Origin of the sequence: Autumnicola psychrophila, from assembly GCF_031846645.1 — a bacterium.
In the GTDB taxonomy this organism is placed as follows: Bacteria; Bacteroidota; Bacteroidia; order Flavobacteriales; family Flavobacteriaceae; genus Autumnicola; species Autumnicola psychrophila.
In genome coordinates this window covers 14173-33765 of record NZ_JAVRHN010000016.1, presented here as the reverse complement: position 1 = coordinate 33765, position 19593 = coordinate 14173, and the positions used below count along the sequence as shown (strand labels likewise).

Genomic DNA, 19593 nt, shown 5'->3' with positions numbered 1-19593 from the left:
ACTCTGTACCCCAAATATCTTAAATCCAGCTGTACAGCTCTAATTTCTTCGGAAGTTTTACAGCTTCAGAAAAAAATTACAGCAAATTTTCGATTATTCTTTCCTTTAAGCGGTTTCCTTATTCAGTTTCATTTAATAGTCTAGTTACCTCATCCAGTTTAGGAGTAAGGATAACTTCAATCCTGCGGTTTTTAGCTCTTCCTTCAGCAGTTTCATTGCTCGCAACCGGGGCAAATTCGCCTCTTCCGGCAGCAGTGAGGTTCTGCGGATCAATATTACTGTTCTCCTTTAAAATCTGCACAATAGACGTTGCACGCTTGGTAGAAAGATCCCAGTTGTCGGTTAAAGGACCGCTGCCCCCATAAGGCACATTATCGGTATGTCCTTCTATTAGTACGGCAATATCAGGATTTTGAGCCAGTACTTCTCCCAATTGTTGTACAGCTCTTCTTCCTTCAGAGTTTACTGCCCAACTTCCGGAACCAAAAAGTAACTTATTTTCCATAGAAACATAGACTTTTCCATCGCGCTGCTCTACGGTAAGTCCCTTTCCTTCAAAATTGGTGAGGGCCTTGGAAATAGCTTCTTTTAAAGCATTCATTTTAGCATCTTTTGCAGCAATAAGACCTTCCAGTTCGTTTATGCGATTAGACCTTGCCTGCAAGTCCTTCTGAAGCTTTTCCAGTCTTGTCTGTTCTGCTGCCAGGGCGTTTTCCTTTTCTTCCAATTGTGCCAGTAATTCCCGGTTTTGCCTCGAATTTTCGGCTATAGCAGCAGAACTGTTCTGCTCCAAAGCGTCATACGAATTTTTCAAGTTTTCGTACTTCGATTGGAGTGAGGAGAGATTTTCAGCTAAATTATTGCGCTCTGCAGTTAAAGCCGTGTGCTCTTCCTGCAGTGAATTATATTCTGCTTCCATCTTTCTATACCGCTCCAGATCAGTAGACATTTCACGGTTTTCACGTTTTAAGTCGGCATGCTGGTTCTCAAGTTCTCTATATTTTTTAGAAGAGACGCACGAACTTAACATTAAAGTTATTGCTGCTGCAAAAAAGAAAATTTTCCTGATCATTTCTATAGAAATTTATTCCAATTCAATTAAAACAGGGCAGTGATCGCTATGATATGCCTCTGGTAATATAACGGCACGTTTCATTTTTTCTTGTAAGGTTTTTGAAACGAGATTATAATCTATACGCCAACCTTTGTTGTTGTTCCTGGCATTTGCACGATAGCTCCACCAGGAATAATTATCCCCTTCTTCATTAAAGTACCGGAAAGAATCTATGAACCCGCTTTTCATAAAATTATTAATCCATTCCCTTTCTTCCGGAAGAAATCCTGAAACATTCTTTAGTCGAACAGGATCATGGATATCTATGGCTTCATGGCAAATATTATAATCACCGCAAATAATAAGGTTTGGTATTTCCAGCTTTAGCTTATTTACATACTGCTGAAAATCTTCCATATACTGAAACTTATGCTCAAGCCTCTTAATATTTGTTCCTGAAGGGAGGTAAAGACTCATTACTGAAAAATCTTCAAAATCGACCCGAAGGTTGCGCCCTTCAAAATCCATATAATCCACACCCGTCCCATATTCCACATGAATCGGTTTTATTTTACTAAGAACAGCTACTCCGCTATAGCCCTTTTTTTGCGCAGGATACCAATAGTGATAAGGATAACCCGCCTCTTCAAAATCTTCTAAGTTGAGTTGATCAGGACTGGCTTTTATTTCCTGAAGACAAACAACATCTGGATTAGCCTGCTGCAGCCATTCCAGAAATCCTTTCCTAATTGCGGCCCTAATACCATTAACATTATAAGAAATTATACGCATTTATGTTGTTGTGATTTTTCAAATTAAATACATCTGAAACATCCACATATTCCAGATATATAGTTTCAAAGCAGCACTTCAATGAGATTTTTCCAAAATCTAAGCATAAAAAGCAGCCTCCTACTTTCCTCTATTTAACTATAAAGCGCTTTACTTTTCCAAATTCTCTTGTCCCTACCCGAACGAGATAAACTCCAGTTGCGGCATAAGACATATCGAGATCATACACATAGCCATAACCATTATTCTCAATTTTATTTTCCAGAAGCTTTTGTCCCAGCATATCATGAACAGTAATCCTGAGTGTCTCATCATAATCTGTCTCAATGGCTACACGATATGTTCCATCGGGATTGCTTACCACAAGCAATTCCGCTTCATTAAGTATAAAATCTTCAATATTTAGGGTACTATCAGTCACATTTACGGAGTAATCGTGGGTTGTGCCGTAATCCATTACATCACAGGGATCATTATGATCGCCCTCAAAGCTGGTGTCCCCCGCCCGTATCCTTAAAAGATGTTCTCCCAAAGGAGCATTTTCAGGAATAGAAAACTCTACAGAAAGGGCCGTATTGGGCTGTGGAATCACTCTTGAACTGATTAACAGTTCATCATCATCAAAGACTGCGTCGTCATTAAGATCAATCCACATAGAAAAACGTTCCTTTTCCTCCTCTGCAAACAGAGACTTTACGGTTACTGTAAAGGTGCCTTGCGAGCGATCTAGAGTGGCAGAGGAGCCAATAAAGTCTATGTAGCCATCTCCACAAGGTATGCGTTCATTTAAAATTTCTTCTAATTCAAAATAAAAAATTCCGTCACCAAAAGAACAATCTGATCCTTCAGGAATACAATTAAGATTAGCTATTGATTTTGTCTCGGGATCATTAGTAGGATTAAAATCATCCTCAAGATGTGTTCTGGCAATTATCCTATAACTTCCCGACGGACTAAGATCTGCTTTTTGATTGAAGGTATACACCTCATTCTCTCCCACTTCTACAGTTCCCGGAAACACTTCTAATACCGGAATATTGTTTCCAACCTGGTAAGACACTGGAAAATCAGATTGCGGCTCACCACCAAAATTCTCCAGCGTTATGGTAACCACCTCTGAAGGTGTTAAATTTTGCCCTGTCACAGGAACGTCTATAGACGTCACACCCACGTCCCGGGGCGGCAGGTTTTTAATTTGAGCTACAAAAGTGTCATTTTCAGTATTCTGATCATTATTAAGCCCGGTGCTAAAAACTACTTCATAGATCTCTCCTATTTCAGAGAAATCTGCAGGCTGCGAGAAGGTAAAGTCTAAAGACTGGGTTGCTGGTATGCTTTCAGTAAAAGTTTCAGTAACTGTTTCCCCTCCATTTACTGTATAACTAACAGGAAAGCCAGATTGTGCATTAGAACCAAAATTCCTTATCCTTACCATAATTTCTTCCGCAGTACCCAATGTGGCATCCTGTGGTGTTACACGTGCAATGGCGCCTACATCATTCCCATTATCGGCTGCTATTCTAAAAACACCTACCCTGTTTTTACGATTTATTCCTTCAAAATATTCAGCATTATGCCAAAACGTGAGATCATCTGCCGGGTCTACAGAAAGATGTGCATAATCTCCATACCTGCTATTAGGATCGGGATCTTCTCCTTCTACTATTGTCTGCTCTTCAAGAGTCATTATTCCTAAATCATCACCTGCATACCTCCCTGTGTATCTTATTGATGGGAAAATTGGCGTTTCAGGGCTATCATCTAGAATAGTAAATCCCAGACCAATATTTCCCTGGTTATCTATACCTATGCTTCCGCTAAACCTGTCACTTTTATCCGGTGCGTAAGTTCCTTCCTGATATACTGTCCAAAATTCCTGATTAGCCATTTGCCTAAGCTCATACCATCTTATACCGGCATGTTCTGCAGCAGTAGGATCTACGTCTACAACAAAATTCATTACAACAGAGGTGTGGGTTTCGAAGCGCCTATACTGCGTCATATACATCATCGTCGCCTGGAGGGCATCAATTTCAGGTGCATCACCTGGCTGTGAAAGGTTGCTGAAGGAACCACCATCAAAAGTCGCCATAAAGGGTGAAACTCCATCTGCCTGCCCAAGTCGCTGTGATTCTGAAATAACAGAGGAATCAGGGTTGTTCCAATCGACATTTACCAGCCAAATCTTTAAATGATCCTCTATAACACCTGCCCAGGCATCATCCTGCATAAAAACAATTGGGGAATTTCCGCGCGGAGGTGCAATATCACCTATTGCATGAAATCCTGCGGGGCTATAAAATCCGTTAGTACGGATTCCAGGTAAAGGAAAAGCCAAAATTCCGGCTGTTTCTCCCTGAAGCATTTTGTCCCGCTCCACTACGTAAATCACCTGGCTTTGACCTGCAGTATTTGCATTTTTGTTAGTAGTAATATAATAACCATCACCCCAAATGGAAATCTTCGGGTAATCGGGCAACACTCCATTAGTGGTAAACCTGTATGTAAACCAACCATCGTTTAAGGGATCCGGACCACGTGAAACGGCTATAAGAAAACTTTCAGGGGTATCACTAAACTGACTTATTAAATAACGATCTGCGAACTCATCGTAAACTACAATAGGATCACCAAGGGTTTCGCCGGTAAATTCGCCTCCTATGCTCGCCAAAGAAGCGGGTGGCATTAATTGATTTCCCTCCTTGTCCCAGATTGCAAATGCCGAATTCCAGGCGTTAATGTAGTGATTTGGCCCCACAAAACCAGTAGGATCTGTAGGTGTGGAGCGAGAACTTACAGCCTCATAGGACAATATTGGTGCTTTTGAAGGCACCTCTCCCACTTTTCGCTGCAATGCAGGGTCTGTAGTTTTCGGAAGCCCTTTTCCCGGTACTACCTTGTTTATTCCGCGGTTACGTGGATTATAAATTTTAAATTCTGAAGAAGGAGCTACTAGTTTACCCTTAGAAAGTGCTCCTGAAGCTACAGCCCGTGCGGAATCTACGTAAACCGGACCGGAAGATTCATTAGTTTGTGCTACTGCATCAGGATGAAAAAGAAAGACAGCAAAAAATAAGAAGTATAGTAGGTTTTTCATGGTAAGTAAGATAGCTTCTTCAAAAGTTGAAAATAGTGTGCCGTTTCAACGAAAGAAAAAGCTCTAAAGTTAATAATATAATCCTGAAATTTCCTGCTCACTTCTTATTCCCTTCTACCAGAAACTCCTAAAACGGCTAAGGCTTTAAATTATCAATTTAAATTTGTACCGATGCAGGCTTAAAAAGCATATCAGCTTTCCATCCAGCTTCTAAAATCGGTTTCTTTTTTTATAATTGCCGATAATTGCGAAATTTCGACCCTCTTCTGTTCCATGGTATCCCTAAACCTGACTGTCACCATTTTATCTTCAAGGGAATCGTGATCTATAGTAATACAAAGAGGCGTTCCTGCAGCATCCTGGCGCCGGTATCTGCGGCCAATCGCATCTTTTTCGTCAAACTGAATATTATAATCCCATTTTAGCTCATCAAAAATTTCCTGAGCAAGTTCAGGCAACCCATCCTTCTTCACTAATGGCAAAATTGCTGCTTTTGTAGGTGCTAGCACCGCCGGAAGTTTTAAAACTGTCCTGCTACTCCCATCTTCCAGGTCTTCTTCTTTTAGAGAGGCTGCAAGCACAGAAAGGAACATCCTGTCCAGCCCAATAGAAGTTTCAATTACGTAAGGCACGTAATTTTCCTTAAGTTCCGGATCATAAAACCGTAGTTTTTTACCAGAATGTTCTTCGTGAGCTTTTAAATCGAAGTCGGTTCTGGAATGAACACCTTCCAGTTCCTTAAAGCCAAATGGAAAATCAAATTCTATATCTGCCGCCGCATTGGCGTAATGTGCAAGTTTGTCGTGATCGTGAAAACGATAGTTTTCCTCACCCAGACCAAGCGATAAATGCCATTTTAGGCGCACCTCTTTCCAGTGCTCATACCATTTTAATTCTTCTCCCGGACGCACAAAGAACTGCATCTCCATTTGTTCAAATTCCCGCATTCTAAAAATGAATTGTCTCGCAACAATTTCATTTCTGAAAGCTTTTCCTATCTGTGCAATTCCAAAAGGGATTTTCATCCTTCCGGTTTTCTGCACATTAGAAAAGTTTACAAAAATACCCTGAGCAGTCTCCGGCCTAAGGTATAGTTGTGTAGCAGAATCTGCTGAAGCACCCAGTTTTGTTCCAAACATAAGGTTGAATTGCCTCACATCTGTCCAGTTTTTAGAACCAGTCTCAGGATCCGCAATTTCAAGCTCTTCTATTAACGACTTTACGTCGGCAAGGTCTTCATTTGTTAAAGATCTTCCCAGACGCTCCAGAATTTCTTTACGATCACCCAAGTATCTTTTTACACGCGGATTGGTAGAAGTAAACTGCTCCTCGTCAAAATCGTCTCCAAAGCGTTTTTTTGCTTTGTCTATTTCTTTTTGTGCCTTTTGCAGTAGCTTTTCAGCGTAATCCTCTACAAGTACATCTGCACGGTAGCGACGCTTAGAATCTTTATTATCAATTAAGGGGTCATTAAAAGCATCAACATGTCCTGAAGCCTTCCAGGTAGTGGGATGCATTAAAATTGCAGCGTCTATTCCCACTATGTTCTGATGCATCTGCACCATGCTTTTCCACCAGTATTCCTTGATGTTTTTCTTTAATTCGGCACCATTCTGACCGTAGTCATAAACAGCGCTTAAACCATCATATATTTCGCTAGATGCAAAAATATACCCATACTCTTTAGCATGGGATATTACATTCTTGAATAAATCTTCGTTTTTTGCCATAGAACAAAAATAAAAAAACCGCCCTGATATACACCAAGACGGCCTCTTTTTTGTTTTAAATTATCTCAGGCTAAAAGTAGAAGTCCCAATAAGGTAAGCATCAGAATATACATAGACTTTATATTCTCCTTCGATTAGCCTTTCTTCACTGGTGTTAGCCAAAACGCAAACATCAAGTTCTTCATTCTCGTAATACACCTTGGAATTCGCGCTGTAGACCATTACCCCGCCCTCATGCTGAACAGCAATTTGATCTCCAACAAGTTCATTTTCGGGATTATAAACCTGCACATTTATGGTTTTTTCTCCCGCTTCAGCCAGTTCATTAGAAGAAATTGTAAAGCAGGTTCTTATCTGGTCTATCCTCCTTGTCCTGTCGTTCTCCACAATCTTACCGCTATTTCTCACAATCACACCTTCTCCTGTTAATCCGGTGATTTGTAATCTCGATGCACGGTCTACTTTAGAAGAAAGATTTTGATTGGTATCCTGCAAAGAATCAGATAACCTCGTGCGTTCCTGAAGCACTACATTTGTACTATCCATTGCAGTAGTTAAACGCTGATTTTGGGAACTCAAACTGTCCACCACTCTGAAAAGCCTGTCTTTTTCAGCTCTTAAATTTCCAATTTCTCTCCTGTATCGGGAAATAAGGGCAAGATTAGCTTCATTATCTTTTACAGAATCCAGTAACCTGGTTATTCGCTCACGCGCTTCCACCATATTCTGGTCCATTATTTCATTTTCTTCAATGGCTTCATCATATTTAATGATAAGGTCATTAAGTTCATTTTCTATAACAGCCTTTTCATTCTGAAGGATTTCTTTATTTTCCTTCTCTTCATTATAAAATTTAATAGTGTAAATGCTCAACGCGATCAAGGCCACAGCCAGCACCCCTGTTAATATTTTTAATGCTGTATTGTTTTTCTTTTCGGTCATCATACTTATGAATTTAGTTTGTAAATTTATGTTTTAACAAATTAAAACACAATGCATTAACAAATGTTTCACGATTTAGTCTCCCTCTTCTACCCCAGAGTCTGTAATTGCTGCAGCATAGAATTGGCCAAAAATGAAAAAATCGTTTGCACGCCGTGTTTGCACGAGTTACCTGTAACAAATTACCACATTTACAACGAAAATCCCGCAAAAAAAGTATTTCATGGACGCGCAGAGGTAGAAAATGCCACTTCCCTTCTTTTCTTCAGAAAAAAAGGGATGGTTCAAACCTTAATTCATAATCTTAAATACCGGGGTCATGAAGAGATAAGTGCTTTCCTTGGAGAATGGATAGGCACAGAATTATCTGAAATTGAAAATTATCAGAGCGTTGATTTTGTTATTCCTGTACCCCTGCATAAAAACAAACTTAAAACGCGGGGCTTTAATCAGGTTGAAGGTTTTGCCAGAAAAATTGCTGAAAAATTAGATGCGCGATACGTAGATGATGTGCTGGTTAAAAAATCTGCGGGCCAAACTCAGGCACTTCGGAACAGACTCTCGAGGTGGGGTAACATGGAAGGTACATTTCTTTTAGAAAATTCAGCTAAAATCAGGAACAAACACGTACTGCTTGTGGACGACATAATTACGACAGGTGCGACACTGGAAGCTTGTATAGAAAAAATTCAGCAAATTGAAGGCGTAAAGGTGAGTATCGCCACAATGGCAATTACAAATTGAATTTTGCGTTAAAACTTAAAATAATTGTTTCTTTGCTCAAAATCAGCTTCAATAAATGAGAAATAGAATTCCGGGCTATTTAATGGTTATTATACTCCTGCTAACATTGGTACAATGTGCAAAAAAAGGAATGCCTGAAGGTGGACCAAAAGATGAGGATCCACCAGAATTTATACGAGCAAACCCCGAGAACTATACCACCAACTTCAATAAAAAGGAAATTAGAATATTTTTTGATGAATACATTAAACTAAATAATCCGCAGCAACAAGTTATTATTTCCCCTCCCATGAGTCCCCGGCCAGCCATTTTACCTCTTGGCACAGCAAGAAGAGATGTACAGATTGAAATTTTTGACACTCTCGAAGAAAATACCACCTATACAATCAACTTCGGAAAAAGCATTATAGATAATAATGAGGGTAATCCATTAAATTATTTTAAGTATGTTTTTTCTACAGGAGATTATATCGATTCACTTGAAGTTAGTGGAACAGTGGAAGACGCCTATCTTAAAAAACCCGCAGATTTCATTTCCGTTTTTCTGTATGAGGTGGATTCTACCTTTTCAGACTCTGTGGTTTATCAACAAACTCCGCGCTATGTGACCTATACCCGGGATAGCACTAATAATTTTCAGCTTGAAAACCTAAAGGCGGGTACTTATAAGATGGTCGCCATTACTGATAATAATGACAATTATTTATTTAATCCTGCAACTGAAAAAATTGGTTTTGTTGAGAATCACATTACAATTCCTACTGATTCTACTTTCGAAATAACGCTGTTTAAAGAAGAGCTCGAATTTGAAGTGCAGCGTCCCAAGCAATTAAAAGGACAGCAAATTTTATTTGGATACGAAGGGGTTACAGATTTGGACAGCGTTAGAATAGCGCTTCTTAATCCAAAACCGGATGATTTCTCTTCCCGCATTGTAAAAGACAGAAAAACAGATTCCCTTTATTACTGGTACGAACCACAATTAGAAACAGACAGTCTTTATTTTGAAGTTATTAGTCCTAAAAGCAGGGACACGCTCATCGCCAGAATATCAGAGATGGAAAGAGACTCACTAAACGTGAGCGTTACGCCCAGCGGCAATATAGGTTTTGATCAGGAAGTAATTTTTAGAGCCAACACTCCTCTGGTAGAGAAAAATGACAGCTTTATTTCTATTATGAATCAGGATTCTATAGCTATACCATTTTCAACAGAATTGGACTTATTGGAAAATGAGTTACGGGTGTCATTTGAAAAAGAAGAAAGCAGCAAGTACTCTGTCATGGCTCTGCCCGGAACAGTGGTAGACATGTTTGCAGCTACAAACGACACCTTAACCCAGAGGGTCAGTACAAAAGCATTTTCAGAATTTGGCAATCTCACCTTCAGGCTACAAAATGTCGAACAGTACCCCATCATTGTTCAATTAACAGACCTTAAAGGTGAAGTTATATTGGAAAAATATTCCACGGGAGAAAGTGTTGTTAGCTTCGGAAATGTAAATCCGGGCGAATACTTTATGAGGATAATTTATGATCGTAACGAAAACAACAAATGGGACACTGGAAATTATCTGAAGAAAATAAAACCTGAACAAATAGAGTACTTCCCCGACACATTGGATATTCGTGCAAACTGGGATACGAATGAGCTTTTTATTTTAGAGTAAATTCATCTCTGTCGAGCAAAAACTTCATTTTTTCCCTTGTTTGCGTTAGGTGGCTATAATCTAATTCCACCTCTTTGGAAAATGGCTCTACCACATCCAACTCCGTCAAATTTTGACCCAGGCAGTCATAAACCACACTATGCCCATTATACCGATGGCCCTCACCATCGATTCCTGTGCGGTTCAATCCTAAACAATAACTCATATTTTCTATAGCGCGTGCTTTTAGCAGGGCATCCCAGGCTGCAACTCTTTTCTCTGGCCAGTTTGCCACGTAGATCAACAAATCGTAATCTACAGTATTTCTTGAAAATACAGGAAACCTAAGATCGTAACATACCAACGGACAAATTCTCCAACCCTTATATTCTACTATAAGCCTGTCCTTTCCCGCAGTATAGGTTTCATCCTCTTTAGCAAGGGTGAAAGTATGCCTTTTATCGTAGGTCTTATAAGATCCATCAGGATAAACGAAATATAGCCTGTTGTAATAATTGCCATTTTCAGTAATTATTACACTTCCGGTGATAGCCAGATCTTGCCGCTGAGCTAACTCTTTCATCCAGAGCAGGGTTAAGCCGTTGGTTTCTTCAGCAAGTTTTTCAGCATTCATACTAAAACCGGTGGTGAACATTTCCGGCAGAATCACCAGATCAACTTTTTTTGAAAGCGCTTTAATTTCTTTACTAAAAAGACTACGGTTATTTTCCGGATGCTCCCAGTTCAGATCAACCTGAAGCATTGCTATATTTAAACTTTGAGCCATACGTAAAGTTATAAAAATTTAAAAAATCGCTCCTAATTCGCTGTTAAATCATTGCAGAAAAGTATTGTATTAAATAGCTTTATTTGTCTAAAAATCTTATACATGAATTCCAATACTTCTTTTTTTCAAAGAAATACATTCACTTCCAGCACCAGCCGTGGAATAATTGCAGGAGTTGCTGGAGGGCTTGCAGGAACAGCAGTAAAAGTTCTTGCCGAAAAATTTCTCAAAGTGAGAAAGGTCGAGCACCGGTCTGCGCAAATAAAAATTGTGGATGATCTCTCTACAAAATTAACCGGGAGTCCGGTTAGCGTGCAAAATGAGGCCCTGGCAGAGCAGTTAGTGAATATACCGGTTGGAGTGAGTATTGGTGCAGCTTATGGCTATGGAAAAAGAAAAAAAGATAAACTGAATATTAGGGATGGTGTCATTCTTGGAAGTTCTACATGGGCTTCTACACACGAAACTTCGCTACCTTTACTTGGACTGGAAGAAAGTCCGAAAAATATTCCCATAGGAATACAGATTAATGAACTTGTTGCACATGTTCTTTTTGGTGTGACTACAGAATTGGTGAGGGATTACGTAAATAAACGGCTGAAAGAATAACTACTTCTCCAGCTGCTTCAGCATTTTCCTGATCCTGTCTTCCACTTTTTCTGAAGATAATTTTTCCCGAAGCCGGTCTGTGATAATCGGGAAAGAAAACGGAGTGGGCTTTTCACAGTTTTTCCAGATGATATCTTGAGAGGCTATTCTTTCTAATGCCATCCGTAACCTTCCTTCTTCCAACTGATGTTCAAAGGTTTCCCTAAAGGCTTGCTTAAAAAGCAAATTATCGTCCTCATAATCTCTGAAGACGCTAAAAAGAAGTTGCGAACTGGATTGAAGGTGCTTGTTTTTAATCATTTTATTGGGGTAACCGGTAAAGACTAATCCTGCTATTACAGCAATATCACGGAATTTCCTACGCGCCATTTCAGTAGCATTTAAGCTTTTATAGAGATCATCCATTAAAAATTCCGCAGAAAAAAGATTGTTATCTAATACCTGTTGCATATCCATTTGCTGATCAGAAAGGAGCTCAAAACCATAATCATTATAGGCAATAGAGAATGAGATTGGCGATAAAAGGCTAACTCTGTAGGCGAGCAAACTTGCCAGTGCTTCATGAACAAACCGTCCTTCAAAAGGATAAAATATAGCGTGAAAGCCTTCCCTGGTTTTAAAAGTTTCTATCAGAAATTGACCATTATCGGGCACAATAGATTCTTTCTGCTGTCTTTCCAGAATTGGTTTTAAAGCTTTCAGTTCTAAAGACTTTGTTCCCTGGGAGACAGAAGCCCCAGCTTCATACATTTCCTGCCGTAGTAATTCACTCATCTGTGCAGAAAAAGTCATCCTGCCACCCATCCAGCTGGGAATTTTAGAAGTTTTTTTAGTAGATTTCTTTACCTGTACCTGCATGCTTTTTATCCGTACCAGCTCCAGGTTCCTGCCCGCAAAAGTAAAAACATCACCGGGATTGAGTTTGGAAATAAACCACTCTTCAATCGTTCCTATATAGCCGCCCGTCAAGTATTTCACGCTCAACATCGCATCGCTCACAATTGTCCCAATTTGTAAACGATGACGCATGGCGACCCCACGACCGTTCACTTTAAATTTCCCGTCCTCTTCAATTTCAATTTTTTTGTATTCATCATAAGCCTGCAGGCTCTGGCTTCCTTTGGTAACAAAATTGAGGATCCAGCGCCACTCTTCTTCTGTTATGGAGTTAAAGCAAAAAGTTGATTTTATTTCCGGATAAATATCCTTCGGAAAAAAACCATCGGAAACAGCAAGGGTTGTAAGATACTGAACCAAAACATCATAACTTAGCAGGTACGGAATACGATCCTCCACTGCTGTCTTCTTAGCCGCCTTTTGCAAAGCTGAAGCCTCAATAAGCTCTATCGCATGCGTAGGCAAAAAGTAAATCACACTCTCCTTTCCCGGCTGGTGGCCGCTCCTTCCCGCCCTTTGCAGGAACCTCGCCACTCCTTTGGGACCTCCAATTTGCACTATGGTTTCCACCGGAGCAAAATCTACACCCAAATCCAGGCTGGAAGTACAAACCACAGCCTTTAGACTTTCATTTCTAATCGCCTGCTCGACCCATAACCGGGTTTCCCTGTTGATACTCCCATGGTGCATCGCCACATCTCCTGCAAATTCGGGATATTTATTGATTAGTTTCTGAAACCAGATTTCACATTGTGATCTTGTATTTGTAAAAAGGAGCGTAGTACGTGAGTTTTTGATAATTGGTACTACCTCATCGATTAGGTGTAGTCCCAAATGTCCGCGCCACGGAAATTTTTCCATTTTCTCCGGAATCACAGATTTTACCGTGATCTTTTTATCCAGGTTCGCTTTAATTAATACTGAATTTTTAAAAGCTTCAGATTCCGGTCCTAACAAAACCTCCCTTGCCTGCTGAAGGTTTCCTATAGTCGCTGAAATTCCCCAAATTTTGAGATTTTGGGAAATTGTTTTTAAGCGGGACAAGGCTAATTCTACCTGCACACCTCTTTTTGTACCGAGCAATTCGTGCCACTCGTCCACAACCACAGCATTCAAATTTTTGAAGGTTTTGTCATAATTTTTTGAGGAAAGGAGCAACTGAAGACTTTCAGGGGTGGTAATGAGCAAATCTGGCATGGACCTTTTTTGTGCCGCCCTTATTTTTTGCGGAGTGTCACCAGTTCTAATGCCTACAGTGAAATTTGTTCCCATTTCTTCAGCAAAACGTTGTGCCGACTGTTCTATTTCTACGGAAAGAGCACGTAGCGGAGTTATCCAGACCGCTTTTAGCCCTTTTTTGTGCTTCTCTTTATAGTCGGGATTGTTTTTAATGTATTCCAGGACTATAGGAATCCAGAGCGCATAAGTTTTTCCGCTCCCGGTGGGTGCGTTTAAAAGCCCATTTTCGCCCTTAAGGTACGCATTCCAGGTTTGCTTCTGAAATGGAAAAGCTTTCCAGTTCTGTTTGGAAAACCAGGATTCTGCAAGATTTAAGAGTTCCTTTCTATTCATAGTCTTAACCCTTCTGGGGCGGTTGGTCAGGGGATTAAAGCTTTCAGATCTTCCAGAGTGTTCGCTTCTTCAATCTTTTTATCGGTCCGCCACCGCAGCATTCTTGGAAATCTGGTTGCAACTCCGCTTTTATGTCTTTTAGATTCTGCTATTCCTTCAAAAGCAATTTCAAAAACGTGATGTGGAGTAACGCTGCGAACCGGCCCAAACCTTTCCAGCGTATTTTTTTTGATCCATGCGTCTAATTTCCTGAATTCTGCATCTGTCAACCCGGAATAGGCTTTTGCAAAAGTTACCAGTTCTTCCTTTTCGCTGTCCCACAGCGCAAATGTATAATCTGTAAAAAGATTGCTCCTGCGCCCGTGGCCGCGCATTGCGTAAGTAAGAACAGCATCTATCGTAAGGGGATCAACCTTCCATTTCCACCAATCTCCTTTTTTCCGACCTACTAAATATGGAGAATCAAGCCGTTTTAGCATTAATCCTTCAGATTTTTCTTCCCTTGCTCTTTCTCTTTCGGCGGCAGCTTCTTCCCAGGTATTAAATTTTATAGTTTCAGATAAATGCAACGGAAAACCTTCCGAAGCAACTTCAGCATAGAGTTTTTCCAAAATAAGGCGACGTGCCGAAAATGGCAATTTTCGTATATCCTTTCCTTCCCACTCCAAAATATCGTAAGCCTTCAAGATCACCGGTGTCTTCTTCAGTAGATTTTTAGATACTGTTTTTCTACCAATCCGTGTCTGCAGATCATTAAAAGCTCCAATTTCACCTTCAGGAAAAGGAAGGATTTCAGCATCTATAACAGTTCCATCCGGAATAACTCCCACAAGGGCTTCAAATTCGGGATATTTATCTGTCACCAGTTCCTCACCCCGGCTCCACACGAACAACTGACCATTTCTAACAATGGCCTGAGAACGGATACCATCCCATTTATGCTCTGCACTCCATTCTGAAACATCGCCGAGATCCCCAGGCTCGCCTTCTATGGCATAAGCGAGATAAAATGGATATGGTTTTGAGAGGTAATCTTCCTCATTTTCTTCAAGAATTAATTTTGTAAAAGAGATATTGGCCGGTCCCCAGTTCCCCATTAACTTATAGGCAAGAATATCTTCATCAATTTCTGTGGCTTTGGATAATGCGCGTGTCATCAACTTCTGACTCACTCCAATCCTGAAACTTCCCGTTATCAACTTGGTAAAAACAAAGCGTTCGTAATAATTGAGAGCCAGCCAATTTGCAAAAAGATATTCCTTTTTATCAATTTCAGACTTTGATTTTAGATCTATAATTTCCTGCAGATACTGACTCAGACTTTTTTCTGAAGATTGCTCTGCCGGCGGAATAACGAGAGCAATGGTTTCAGCCAAATCTCCCACGATATGATAAGATTCCTCAAAAAGCCAGAGAGGGATATTTGCCAATTCTGATGCCCAATTGCGCATAAGTGTGGTATTAACAGGACGTGGTGGTCTGCGATGTGATAATATCGCAATAGCCCAAACCTTGTCTTTATCTGGAGCCGCTTTTAGGTACTCTGTTAATGCCTCTACCTTAAGCGTGGTTTTATTGGTACTATCCAGTTTTTTTATAAGTTCAGCAAATAATTTCATTGTTGGTTTTCTCCGGACTTAATCTTCCTGTTCTTTCTTAGCTTCCTGTTCCCCAGCTTCGCCTTCGTACTGTGTTTCTTCGGTTCTCGCATCGTAACCTTTTTCACAGAGGTAACGTGAAAAAATATCGGTATACCCGTGTGTACAAATCACTTTCTCACATCCTGTTGCTTCAATAGAAGCCAGCAAACCCTGCCAATCGCAATGGTCAGAAAGTACAAAGCCTTTATCTATTGCTCTTCTTCGGCGGGCGCCTCTAAACGTCATCCAGCCACTTGCCGAACCTGTAACATAAGGAACCATTTTTTTAATCCACGGCGAGCCATGTGCGCTGGGTGGCGCAAGCACAATACTTCCTTTAATTTCTTCCTTTGTGGTGTCGCGGGTAATCCTTATAGTTTCAGGAAAGTCGCAAAGTGGACGCACGACTTCAGTCATATTCTCGATCGCGCCGTGCGTATAAATTTTTCCAATTTCAGGATTAAGGTGTTTCAACAATCTTTGCGCTTTTCCGAGGGAATATCCGAATAAAACTGAGGTCCTGCCATCACTCCTATTCTGCTCCCACCAGTTGTTAATTTCTTCAAAAACTTCCTGCTGCGGCTGCCATTTAAAAGCAGGTAAACCAAAAGTACATTCGGTAATAAAAGTGTCACATTTCACCAACTCATAAGGAACTGCAACGCCGTCATCTTCTACTTTATAGTCCCCTGTAAAAACCCATACCTCTCCCTTATGCTCTACTCTAATCTGGGAAGAACCAATAATATGCCCCGCAGGGTGCAGCGAAAATTTCACATTATTGATCGTAAACGTCTCATTCCATTCTTTACCCGAAACTTCTATATCGCCCAGCCGGTGCTTAATAATTGGAACATTGGTATGATGGGTAATATATTTTTTATGGCCCCAGCGGGAATGATCTGCATGGCCATGGGAGATAATTGCCTTTTCCACCGGTTTCCAGGGGTCCAGGTAAACATCTGCCGCGGCGCAGTAAATTCCTTTTTTATTGAAGGCTAGTAAGGGTGTAGCTGAATTTCTCATGGGCGACTGATGAAATTAATTAAATTGAAAGCTTAAAAAGAACGATTAAGAAAACATTAGCGAATGTTCCCTGCTGCTTTTAGAACAATTTTGAGGAAAAGAATTTTGCCTTTATATATATTTGTTTAAAAATATATAGATGTCATTTTCAGATTTATTTGGTTCGGGAGAGCACTTACGTAATTTAAGTCATTTTGCAGCTATTGTTAACTTAGCGGCAAGCGACGGGGAGATTAATGAGAAAGAAGAAGAAATGCTAAGGCGCTTCGCCAGAAAACTGGATATTAACCAGAATGAATACGAGAAGGTGATAGAAAATCCCGGTGCCTTTCCTATTAATGGTTATAATAGCGTGGAGAAAAGGCTGGAGCGGCTACATGATCTTTTCAAAATTATCTATGCAGATCACGAAATTGATGCAGAAGAGACGATCCTCATCAAAAGATACGCCATTGGTCTTGGCTTTTCAAGTGACGCTTCTGAAGGGATTATAAAAAGATCTATACAGATTTTTAGCGGTCAATTAGACTTTGAAGATTACCGTTATCTTCTGAATAAGAAATAATAAGGAACTTATTTCAGCTTAAATTACCAGTTTAAAATTTTTTCTTCCGCAGAAGAAGGAGAGAATACCTGATGCCTTTTCAGAAGAAATCATAATTCTGAAGAGAAAGAGTCATGCGTCAAAAATGGCAATTATCGACTTATAGCCTTTTATTAACTGCTCTTTTTGATAAACTAAAATAAAATTTATGGAATTTATTGTCCGAAAAGCCACCAAAGAAGATATGCCCCGGGTACTGGAGCTAATAAATGAACTTGCAATCTTTGAAAAAGAACCTGATGCAGTCATTATAGACGCAGAAGATCTTAAACGCGACGGTTTTGGACCAGATCCTCTTTTCACCTGTTTTGTAGCAGAAGTTGAAGGCAGAATTCAGGGTATGGCTTTATTGTATTTCAGATATTCTACCTGGAAAGGAAAAACAGTTCACCTTGAAGATCTTATCGTGAGGGAAAATTACCGTGGCAAAGGTCTGGGAAGTGCACTTTATAGCAAGGTAATTGAATTTGCCGGTGGAGAAGGTGTTAAACGTACAGAATGGGTGGTGCTGGACTGGAACAAAAATGCGGTGGATTTTTATGAGCGTAGCGGTGCAACTGTCTTTCGTGACTGGTGGACCGTGCAAATGGATGAAAGCGGAATGAAAAGTTTTCTAAGCAAAACCGCCGGAAACTAGTATTTTTATCCCTCTCCTATAAAAATCTATTCCTATTTTTGTGAAAAACCATCAATTATGGAGTACACAATTCGCGAAGCCAGAAAAGAAGACATGGCCGCAGTCCTGAACCTCATCAAAGAACTTGCAGCTTACGAAAATTCTTCAGATGAAGTGGAAGTGGAAATTGAAGATCTCGAAAAGGAGGGGTTCGAAAATGGCAATTTTAAATGTTTTGTCGCTGATGTAGAGGGAACTATTGAAGGTATGGCGCTTGTATATTTCCGGTTTTCGACCTGGAAGGGCAGAACAGTTCATTTGGAAGATCTTATCGTACGGGAATCTATGAGAGGAACCGGACTTGGAGGTGCGCTTTATCAAAAAGTGGTAGAATATGGCCACGAAAATGGTGTGAAAAGAGTAGAATGGGTAGTTTCTGAAGGAAATCGCAACGCTATAGAATTCTACGAAAACACAGGTGCCGACATCAAGAAAAACTGGTACACCGTACACATGGGCGAAACCGCAATAAAGAAAAACCTCAAAAAAAGAAGATGAAGGTCTTTAAGTTTGGTGGCGCTTCTGTAAAAGATGCTGAAGGGGTTAAAAACGTACTCCGGGTCCTGAACAAAACACAAAACGGCAACAGACTTGTGATCATTTCCGCTATGGGAAAAACAACCAATTCTTTGGAGGAGGTTGTGGAGGCATACCTTAAAAATGGCAATTTTCGACCTGCATTGTCTATTGTCAAGAACTACCACCAGGAAATTGTAGCTGATTTATTTCTGAATCCCAGCGCTTCAGTATTTAAAAAAATTGAAGATTTTTTTACCGAATTGGAAAACTTTCTTGCGCATAACAAGTCTACCAAATATGATTTTGTTTACGACCAGGTGGTGAGTTACGGCGAATTAATTTCTACTACTATTGTAAGCGAATTTTTAGAAGCTTCAGGTGTAAAAAATAACTGGTTTGATGCGCGCACCCTGATCAAAACCGATGCTACTTACCGGGATGCCCAGGTAAACTGGGAAGAAACCCAGGAGGAAATTCCGCGGAAAATAAAGGGAAACGAACTTAATATCACCCAGGGATTTATAGCTTCAGATCCTAATAATTTTACCACTACCTTGGGACGCGAAGGGAGTGATTACACTGCAGCAATTTTTGCCTATTGTTTAAATGCTGAAAGTGTCACGATCTGGAAAGATGTACCCGGAGTTTTAAATGGAGATCCACGGGTTTTTCAGAAAACACAATTGTTGGAACAAATTTCTTATGAAGAAGCTATTGAACTGGCGTTTTACGGGGCTTCCGTTATCCACCCGAAAACCCTGCAGCCGCTACAACGAAAGGAAATTCCGCTTTACGTAAAATCATTTTTAAATCCTGATGATCCGGGAACTGCGGTAAGCAAAGGGCAACATATAATCCCGTCCATCCCATGCTTTATAGTAAAGAAAAATCAGGTGCTGATTTCGCTTTCTTCACTGGACTTTTCTTTTATGGTAGAGGAAAATATCAGCGAAATCTTCAGACTTTTTCATCAATATCAGATAAAAGTAGATCTTATACAGAATTCTGCTATTAGCTTTTCGGTATGCGTGGATAATAAATTCAACAACCTGGAAAAACTTATTCAGCATTTAAAAGCCAGGTATAAAGTCAGTTTTACTACCGGTGTTTCTTTATATACCATTCGGCATTTTACCGATGCAGCCGTAAAAACTTTGGAAAAAGACAGGAAAATTCTTTTAAAACAGGTTGCACAGAATACGGTACAGCTCGTTACTGCAGCACAGGAAATAGCATCTAAATAATTATATTTAGGA

At 40.1% G+C, this 19593-nt stretch carries 16 protein-coding genes; 7 read left to right on the top strand and 9 right to left on the bottom strand.

The features are described 5' to 3' along the window. Positions 1-118: 118 nt before the first annotated feature. The 5 genes from RM541_RS16360 to RM541_RS16340 form a co-directional block, all read right to left on the bottom strand. Complete coding sequence (locus tag RM541_RS16360; RefSeq protein WP_311501209.1) at positions 119-1072, bottom strand: OmpA/MotB family protein; 954 nt, start codon at positions 1070-1072, stop codon at positions 119-121. Between the two features lie 12 nt (positions 1073-1084). Then, positions 1085-1846: an exodeoxyribonuclease III gene (locus RM541_RS16355; RefSeq protein ID WP_311501208.1), complete on the bottom strand. Its 762-nt coding sequence runs from the start codon at positions 1844-1846 to the stop codon at positions 1085-1087. 130 nt (positions 1847-1976) lie between these two features. Continuing rightward, positions 1977-4943: a GEVED domain-containing protein gene (locus RM541_RS16350; RefSeq protein ID WP_311501207.1), complete on the bottom strand. Its 2967-nt coding sequence runs from the start codon at positions 4941-4943 to the stop codon at positions 1977-1979. 191 nt (positions 4944-5134) lie between these two features. Then, on the bottom strand, positions 5135-6673 hold the full coding sequence (locus tag RM541_RS16345) for a glycine--tRNA ligase (RefSeq protein ID WP_311501206.1): 1539 nt from the start codon (positions 6671-6673) through the stop codon (positions 5135-5137). A 60-nt stretch (positions 6674-6733) separates the two neighbouring features. Then, positions 6734-7618, bottom strand: a complete 885-nt coding sequence (locus RM541_RS16340) for a DUF8428 domain-containing protein (RefSeq protein ID WP_311501205.1) — start codon at positions 7616-7618, stop codon at positions 6734-6736. Between the two features lie 60 nt (positions 7619-7678). Between RM541_RS16340 and RM541_RS16335 the strand changes: the two genes are divergently transcribed. Continuing rightward, entirely contained in the window at positions 7679-8359 is a 681-nt protein-coding gene (locus tag RM541_RS16335; protein WP_311501204.1) for a ComF family protein, read from the top strand. A 55-nt stretch (positions 8360-8414) separates the two neighbouring features. Next, the gene (locus RM541_RS16330; RefSeq protein ID WP_311501203.1) at positions 8415-10028 is read left to right on the top strand and encodes an Ig-like domain-containing domain; all 1614 of its coding nucleotides are present in this window, start codon (positions 8415-8417) and stop codon (positions 10026-10028) included. Here the strand turns inward: RM541_RS16330 and RM541_RS16325 are convergent. Then, the gene (locus RM541_RS16325; protein WP_311501202.1) at positions 10015-10794 is read right to left on the bottom strand and encodes an amidohydrolase; all 780 of its coding nucleotides are present in this window, start codon (positions 10792-10794) and stop codon (positions 10015-10017) included. The two genes, RM541_RS16330 and RM541_RS16325, sit on opposite strands and share 14 nt — an antisense overlap. Before the next feature lie 102 nt (positions 10795-10896). On the opposite strand from RM541_RS16325, the gene RM541_RS16320 reads away from it, so the two are divergent. Next, the gene (locus RM541_RS16320) at positions 10897-11403 is read left to right on the top strand and encodes a DUF1440 domain-containing protein (RefSeq protein ID WP_311501201.1); all 507 of its coding nucleotides are present in this window, start codon (positions 10897-10899) and stop codon (positions 11401-11403) included. On the opposite strand, the gene RM541_RS16315 is transcribed toward RM541_RS16320, so the two are convergent. Genes RM541_RS16315 through RM541_RS16305 form a run of 3 tightly spaced genes read right to left on the bottom strand, consistent with a single transcriptional unit; the run spans position 11404 to position 16538 of the window. Beyond that, positions 11404-13872 carry a ligase-associated DNA damage response DEXH box helicase gene (locus RM541_RS16315; RefSeq protein ID WP_311501200.1) on the bottom strand — a complete coding sequence of 823 codons (2469 nt, stop codon included), beginning with the start codon at positions 13870-13872 and terminating at the stop codon, positions 11404-11406. Between the two features lie 26 nt (positions 13873-13898). Then, complete coding sequence (locus RM541_RS16310; RefSeq protein ID WP_311501199.1) at positions 13899-15491, bottom strand: ATP-dependent DNA ligase; 1593 nt, start codon at positions 15489-15491, stop codon at positions 13899-13901. An 18-nt stretch (positions 15492-15509) separates the two neighbouring features. Beyond that, a complete protein-coding gene (locus tag RM541_RS16305; RefSeq protein ID WP_311501198.1) occupies positions 15510-16538 on the bottom strand; it encodes a ligase-associated DNA damage response exonuclease in 1029 nt (342 codons plus the stop codon). A gap of 139 nt (positions 16539-16677) precedes the next feature. Between RM541_RS16305 and RM541_RS16300 the strand changes: the two genes are divergently transcribed. The 4 genes from RM541_RS16300 (at position 16678) to RM541_RS16285 (ending at position 19581) form a co-directional block, all read left to right on the top strand. Then, on the top strand, positions 16678-17103 hold the full coding sequence (locus RM541_RS16300; protein ID WP_311501197.1) for a TerB family tellurite resistance protein: 426 nt from the start codon (positions 16678-16680) through the stop codon (positions 17101-17103). A gap of 187 nt (positions 17104-17290) precedes the next feature. Next, on the top strand, positions 17291-17779 hold the full coding sequence (locus RM541_RS16295; protein WP_311501196.1) for a GNAT family N-acetyltransferase: 489 nt from the start codon (positions 17291-17293) through the stop codon (positions 17777-17779). A 57-nt stretch (positions 17780-17836) separates the two neighbouring features. Then, positions 17837-18316 carry a GNAT family N-acetyltransferase gene (locus RM541_RS16290; RefSeq protein ID WP_311501195.1) on the top strand — a complete coding sequence of 160 codons (480 nt, stop codon included), beginning with the start codon at positions 17837-17839 and terminating at the stop codon, positions 18314-18316. After that, on the top strand, positions 18313-19581 hold the full coding sequence (locus RM541_RS16285) for an aspartate kinase (RefSeq protein ID WP_311501194.1): 1269 nt from the start codon (positions 18313-18315) through the stop codon (positions 19579-19581). Before RM541_RS16290 ends, RM541_RS16285 begins: the two co-directional genes overlap by 4 nt. Positions 19582-19593: the final 12 nt, after the last annotated feature.